Source organism: Streptomyces sp. NPDC056486, assembly GCF_042795295.1.
Classification (GTDB): domain Bacteria; phylum Actinomycetota; class Actinomycetes; order Streptomycetales; family Streptomycetaceae; genus Streptomyces.
In genome coordinates, this window is sequence record NZ_JBHTSF010000007.1 from 109,732 (window position 1) to 116,374 (window position 6,643).

At 69.6% G+C, this 6,643-nt stretch carries 6 protein-coding genes; 3 read left to right on the forward strand and 3 right to left on the reverse strand.

Annotation, left to right across the window (positions count from 1 at the left end; all coding sequences use genetic code 11):
• Window positions 1–8: 8 nt before the first annotated feature.
• The gene (locus ACFQ7F_RS05965; RefSeq protein ID WP_383266728.1) at window positions 9–842 is read right to left on the reverse strand and encodes a TSUP family transporter; all 834 of its coding nucleotides are present in this window, start codon (window positions 840–842) and stop codon (window positions 9–11) included.
• A 95-nt stretch (window positions 843–937) separates the two neighbouring features.
• Here ACFQ7F_RS05965 and ACFQ7F_RS05970 point away from each other — a divergent pair, with 95 nt between their 5' ends.
• The 3 genes from ACFQ7F_RS05970 (at window position 938) to ACFQ7F_RS05980 (ending at window position 3,855) form a co-directional block, all read left to right on the forward strand.
• Window positions 938–1,720, forward strand: coding sequence for an AraC family transcriptional regulator (locus ACFQ7F_RS05970; protein WP_383266731.1), 783 nt, complete (start codon window positions 938–940; stop codon window positions 1,718–1,720).
• 424 nt (window positions 1,721–2,144) lie between these two features.
• The gene (locus tag ACFQ7F_RS05975) at window positions 2,145–2,666 is read left to right on the forward strand and encodes a transglycosylase SLT domain-containing protein (protein ID WP_383266734.1); all 522 of its coding nucleotides are present in this window, start codon (window positions 2,145–2,147) and stop codon (window positions 2,664–2,666) included.
• Between the two features lie 52 nt (window positions 2,667–2,718).
• Window positions 2,719–3,855 (forward strand): LCP family protein, encoded by a 1,137-nt coding sequence (locus tag ACFQ7F_RS05980; RefSeq protein WP_383266737.1) that lies wholly within the window; start codon window positions 2,719–2,721, stop codon window positions 3,853–3,855.
• A 26-nt stretch (window positions 3,856–3,881) separates the two neighbouring features.
• Here ACFQ7F_RS05980 and ACFQ7F_RS05985 read toward each other — a convergent pair whose 3' ends face one another.
• The gene (locus tag ACFQ7F_RS05985) at window positions 3,882–5,987 is read right to left on the reverse strand and encodes an MMPL family transporter (protein WP_383266740.1); all 2,106 of its coding nucleotides are present in this window, start codon (window positions 5,985–5,987) and stop codon (window positions 3,882–3,884) included.
• 103 nt (window positions 5,988–6,090) lie between these two features.
• Complete coding sequence (locus ACFQ7F_RS05990; protein ID WP_383266743.1) at window positions 6,091–6,588, reverse strand: MarR family winged helix-turn-helix transcriptional regulator; 498 nt, start codon at window positions 6,586–6,588, stop codon at window positions 6,091–6,093.
• Window positions 6,589–6,643: the final 55 nt, after the last annotated feature.

Below are 6,643 nucleotides of genomic sequence, written 5' to 3' on the forward strand. Positions count from 1 at the left end.
GCGCCCCGTCAGGCCAGGAGCAGCATCGCGACCGTCACGACGCCGAGCAGTCCGACGTAGGCCCAGGCATGGGTGCGGTCGGGGATGCGCGGCGGGCGCCGCCGCAGTGCCGCGATGACCGGCAGAGCACCCAGGAGCAGCGCCGACGCGGCGCGAAGGTCGATGAGACCCACCAGATGCACCTGTGCGTCCGCGGCGGCGGGCACCGCAGCCACCCCCAGGGACATCGCGGTGGCGGGGAGCGCTATCGCGAGGGTGAGGGGGTTGGCCAGCGCGGTCGCCACCTGCATCGTGTGCCCGGCCCGCCGCATCGCGGGAACGGTCATGACGCTGCCGCCCACGCCGAGGAAGGCGGCCACCGCACCGATCGGTGCGCCAAGGAAGGGCGGCAGCGGACGCGGACCATCGGATGGAGTCTCGATCCGGGTTCGGGTCCGGGTCCGGTTCCAGGTCCGGGTGCGCGGGCGCAGGAAACCGGGGCGCAGAAGCAAGTCGGCGATGGTGAACGCGACGTACGCGATGAAGGCCCAGTGGGCGAGACCGGCCGACGCCAGGCGCGTGGCGAGCGCGCCGACCGAGGCGCCGGCCGCCAACAGGAGAAGCAGCCTGCCGCTGCCGCGGAGCGAGAGGAGCACCCGCCGCGGTGTGACGACCGTCGCGAACCCCGCGTTCACCACCATGACGAGGGCCGAGGTGGCCGTCGCCACCCGCATCGCGTCCGCGCCGAGCGCGGCATCCGCCCAGACCACGACCGGTACCGCGACGAACCCGCCACCGAAGCCGAACAACACGGTCGTCACCCCGGTGAGGAGCCCGACACCGACCAACATCACGAAGTCCATGACCCCCACCCCACCAGCCGCGATGATCCTCTCGCATGCGATGGTCGGCACAGATCTTTCGCGTGTCGGCCAGTGGGAGCCCATAGGGTGGGCGGGTGAAGAACGTCCCGCTGGCCGATGTCGACCACGTCGAGCGGGCCGTCCTGCCGATCGGCACCGACTACCCGCCCGGGCACGTCCTGGACTGGCACGAACACCGGCGCGCGCAGTTCCTCCACGGTGCAACCGGCGTCATGGTCGTCGACACCGCCGAAGGGACCTGGACGGTCCCGCCCGAGCGGGCCGTGCTGATCCCGCCCGCCACGCGGCACCGGGTCCGCATGCTGGAGGTCAGCACCCGCAGCCTGTACATCGAGCCGCACGCCGTCCCCTGGTGGCCCGCCACCTGCAAGGTCGTGGACGTTCCGCCGCTGCTGCGCGAGCTGCTCATGGCCGCTGCGGAGTTCGAGGCCGACTACAGCCTCTCCGGGCGCGAGGGAAGCATCGCCACACTCCTCCTGTACGAGATCGCCGAGCTGGCCCCGCTCCCGTTCCACGTCGGGATCCCCGCCTCCGCCGACCTCGCGCGCCTCTGCCGCGAGTACCTGGCCGCCCCGGACGCCGACGCCACCAACGCCGTATGGGCCGCCAGGACGGCCATGAGCGAACGGGCCTTCACGCGGCGCTTCCGCTCCGAGACCGGTGAGAGCCCCGCCGTCTGGCGGGGGCGCGCCCGCCTGCTCGCGGCCGTCCCGCTGCTGCGCACCGCGTCGGTCAGCGAAGTCGGCGGCCGCATCGGCTACGCCTCTCCCGCGGCGTTCACCGCCGCCTTCACCCGCGCTTTCGGCATGCCCCCGTCCCGCTTCTCCGCGAACCGTCAGGGCGGCAGTCAGCTCTGACGCCGTACGCGCGCGGAACCAGTGAGGGCGCCGACGGTGACCTGACCTGCATGTTTGCGGTGAATCCAGGCGGACGGCACCCGGAAAGCGGCGTCGAGCGGGGACGTCTACCCCCAGAGCCCGTTTCCAAGCTCCGAGGACCCGCCAAATACCGCTGTGGCTGTGAGCCCACCCATAGGAGCCACGTCACATGCTAAGGACGGTAGTAGACACCTCAGGGCTCCCGCGAAGGGCCGTGAGTCTCCTGTGAGGCGTCTGACCAGGGGCTCCTGCGTACCCCGGTAGTACGTCACATCATTGCGTCCCGCTCCGGCCACCGCTAACCCTTGCTGAAGTTCCGGCGGGGAATCGGGATCGAACCGAGCGAATCAGCTCGATTCGACCGAGCCCCCCACACGCACTTCGCATTGGAGAGTTCCCCCGCATGGCCACGAACCAGACGCAGACCAGCACCGACCGCACCACCCGCACCGCCCGACTGCGGAAGATGTCCGTCGTCGGCATCGCCACCGCCGGTGCCGCGGCCGCAGCCCTCACGCTGGTCCCCTCGCCCGCCCAGGCCGCCGAGCCGACCGCGGCGAGCACGAAGTCCGCCCAGACCGCCGCCGCGGCCAAGAAGCCCCACGCCGACAACCTCGACGGCTGGATCAAGGAGTCCCTGGACATCATGAAGTCCAAGGGCATCCCCGGCTCCTACGAGGGTCTGCACCGCAACATCATGCGCGAGTCCGCCGGTGACCCGAACGCCCAGAACGGCTGGGACGTCAACGCACAGGCCGGCACCCCGTCCAAGGGACTGCTCCAGGTCATCCAGCCGACCTTCGACGCCTACCACGTCGCGGGCACCCCCCAGAACCTGACCGACCCGGTCGCCAACATCACCGCGGCCGCGAACTACGCCGCCGACAAGTACGGCTCGATCGACAACGTCGACTCCGCCTACTGAGCCACCGGTAGACGCACCAACTGAGCCACCGGTCAACGAAGAGGGGCAGCGCATGCCGCACGAGAGCGGTAACGAGCAGCAGGCGCACATGGCCGCAGGATCCGCAGTGCCCGACTACGGGCCCGCGCGGGTACGAGGCTCCCGGCGCAAGCCGCGGAGGAAGACCCTGCGATACGTCGCATGGGGCGCCCTGGGAGCGGTCCTGATCGGCGGAGGCGGTGCCGCCTACGCCTGGCAGCACCTCAACGGCAACATCCATGGCACCGACATGAACGCCGTCCTCGGGCACGACCGGCCCAGCCAGCAGAAGGACGGCTCGATGAACATCCTCCTGCTCGGGTCCGACTCCCGGGCGGGAACCCACGGCCAGTACGGCAGTGGTGTCAGCGGAGCCCGCGCCGACACGGCGATGGTCCTGCACGTCGACAAGACCCATAAGAAGGCTTCGGTCGTCAGCATTCCGCGCGACACGATGGTCGAGCGGCCCCAGTGCGCCAAGCCGCAGGGCGGCAAGGCGGCCGGTGCGCAGCAGGCCATGTTCAACTCGTCCTACCAAGTGGGCGGACCGGCGTGCACCGTGAAGACGGTCGAGAAGATGTCGAACCTCCGCATGGACCACTACCTCGAAGTCGACTTCAAGGGATTCCAGAAGCTCATCGACGAGCTCGGCGGCGTGGACATCACCACCCACAAGGCCATCAAGGATCCCAACAGCGGCCTCGCCCTGAGCTCAGGCAAGCACACGCTCAAGGGCAAGCAGGCACTGGAGCTCGTCCGCACCCGGCACGGCGTGGGTGACGGGAGCGACCTGGGCCGCATCCAGCTCCAGCAGGCGTTCATCAAGGCACTGATCCACCGCGCCGACACCGTCGATCCGCTGGGCAGCCCCGCCAAGTCCTACGACCTGGCGGACACCGCGACCAAGACCATCAGCGCCGACTCCGGCCTGGCCTCCGCGGACAAGCTGCTCGGTCTCGCCAAGGAGCTGAAGGGCATCAGCCCCGACCGCACCAACATGGTCACGATGCCGGTCACCTACGACTCCCAGGACTCGGGACGGGTCCTGCCGCTGGACAAGGCGTCGCAGCGGGTGTGGACCGCGCTGCGCCAGGACCAGCCCATACCGAAGTCCGCGACGCAGGACTCCGTGGGCGACAAGACCGAATCGCCGGTGTCGGCGGGCACCTGACCCGTACCCGGCCCGGATCGCCGCGCCTAGCTGCGCCTCGTACGACTGAGGGCCCCCGGCCACCACGCTGCCGGGCCGATGTCGCGGACGAGGGCCGGCACCAGGAGCGACCGTACGACCAGGGTGTCCAGCAGGACGCCGAAGGCGACGATGAAGGCGATCTGGACGAGGAAGGCCAGCGGGATGATGCCGAGCGCGGCGAACGTCGCCGCGAGCACGACCCCGGCCGAGGTGATGACGCCACCGGTCGCGGTCAGACCGCGCAGCACCCCTTCGCGCGCCCCGTGGCGCAGTGATTCCTCGCGAACCCGGGACATCAGGAAGATGTTGTAGTCCACGCCGAGGGCCACCAGGAAGACGAAGCCGTAGAGCGGTACGGAGGAGTCCGTCCCGCTGAATCCCAGTACGTGCCGGAAGACGAGGGCGGAAACCCCCAGCGTGGCCACGAAGTTGAGCGCGACCGTCGCGACCAGCAGAACCGGCATGAGCAGCGACCTGAGCAGCCCGATCAGGATGACGAGAATGATCGCGAGGACCACAGGAACGATGAGCTTGCGGTCGTGCTCGGCGGTCCGCTGCGTGTCGTACTGCTGCGCGGTGTAGCCGCCGACAAGGCCGTCGGCGCCGTTCACCTCGTGGACGGCGCCGCGCAGCCGCGACACGGTGTCCTTCGCCGCGTCGCTGTCGGCGGCGTCCTCCAAAGTGGCGTCGATACGTACGCGCCCGTCGACGATCAGCGGCTTTCCCGCGCCCGGTCGGCCGGAGGCACTCACGGCCGAAGCCGATGACACCCCATCGGTGCGTTCGACGGCAGCCGTGACCTGCTCGAGCCTGCCGGCATCCGCGATCACCACGGCCGGATTGCCCGAGCCGCCGGGAAAGTGCTTGCCCAGCGTCTTCTGTGCGGCCACGGAGGGAGCGTCGTTGACGAAGATCTCGTTCAGGGGCACGCCCTTGGACTGGAGCGTCGGGGCGAAGGCGGTGCAGATGAGCAGGCCGATCAGGGTGCCGGCCCAGACCTTGCGCGGCGCCCGGTCGACGAGTGAGGCGATCTTGGTCCACACGCCCTGCCCCGCGGACTTCTCCGTCGCCGACCTGGGCTTGGCGGGCCAGTACGCCGCGCGCCCGAGGAGGATCAGGACCGGGGGCAGGAAGGTCAGCGTGCTCAGTACGGCGCAGGCGATGCCGATGGCCCCGACGGGTCCGAGCGCACGGTTGTTGGTGAGATCGCTCAGCAGGAGTGCGAGCAGTCCCAGTGCGACCGTGGCGCCACTGGCGACGATGGGACCGAGCGAACGGCGCAGCGCCGCCCGCATGGCGGCGACCCTGTCGCGGCTGACGGCCAGTTCCTCACGGAAGCGCGCGGTGAGCAGCAGGGCGTAGTCCGTCGCGGCGCCGATGACCAGGATGGAGAGGATGCCCTGGACCTGGCCGTCGACCCGCACGATGTCGTGGTCGGCAAGCACGTAGACGATCCCGCAGGCGAGCCCCAGGGCGAAGACGGCCCCGAGGATGATGACCAGCGGAAGCAGCACACTGCGGTAGACGAGCAGCAGGATCACCAGGACGGTGATCAGGGCAACCCCGAGCAGAAGGCCGTCGATGCCCCCGAAGGCGTCGGAAAGATCGGCCTGGCTGGCCGCGGGACCGGCCACCTGGGCGTCGGCTCCGGGCACCTTTTCCGCCGCCTTCCTGACGTGCTCCAGGGTGCCTTCCAGCTCCTCGCCGAGGTCGGGCCGCAGCTGGACGACACCTTGCAGCGCTTGGCCGTCCTTGGACAGCAGCGCGGGGGACGCCTGCCCCGTAACCCCCGGCACGCTGCTCAGTGAAGCCAGCGCCCGGGTGGCACTGTCCTTCTGGGCCTGATCGATTCCGCCGGACCGCGTGCCGCCGGCGTCGCCGTCCGCGGTCCAGACGACGATCGCGGGGAGGGTCTCCTCCTGTCGGAACTTCCGCTGAGCGTCGATGACCTGCGTGGACTCGGCGTTCTGCGGCAGGAAGGCGGCCTGATCGTTCGTGGCGACCTCGCCGAGCTTTCCGGCGTACGGCCCGAGCGTTCCGCCGATGCCGAGCCAGGCGACGAGCAGAACGACGGGGACGAGCCAGCGTGCCAGGCGCGTACCTCTGGACATGGATCTCCTTGCGGGCTCAATACCTCAACAACTAAGAATCTCAATGATTGAATCATCTCGGATGCCAAGGGTGCCCGCCGGGTACGTCCGCCGTGACGGGGACCTAGCGCTGACGACCCCGCAGCTCGGAGAGTTCCTCGTTCATCGCGGCCAGGAAGCGCAACACCACGGCGAGTTCGTCTTCGCTGAACCGCACGCGAGCGCTCTCCGTCGCTGCGGCCAGCGGCTGGAAGAAGGTGCGTGCCGCCGTTTTGGCTCCCGGAGCGTAGTGCAGATGCACCACTCGGCGGTCCTCGCTGTCCCGTGTCCGGCGGATGTGCCCGGCCCGTTCAAGACGGTCCAGGCATGCCGTGACCGCGCCCGAGGTCAACCCCAGGTGGTCGCGGAGTCGTCCTGGAGTGAGCGGATCATCCGTGTCCAGAATGGCGGCCAGTGCCTGGACGTCCGTCGCGTGCAGGTCGTGGCCGGCGGCGAAACCATGGATCAGACGGTTGAGCTCGCCGTTCATGCGCCGCAACTGCACCGCGAACGACTGCAGATCTGTCGGCGCCGCGTCCGATGCCGCAGTGTCGCTGAACGCTGAATCCTCTGTACTGGCCACATGCGCAGCTTATAGATCCCTCACCGGCGCACTGCCCCTGCCCGCGGGCAGGGGC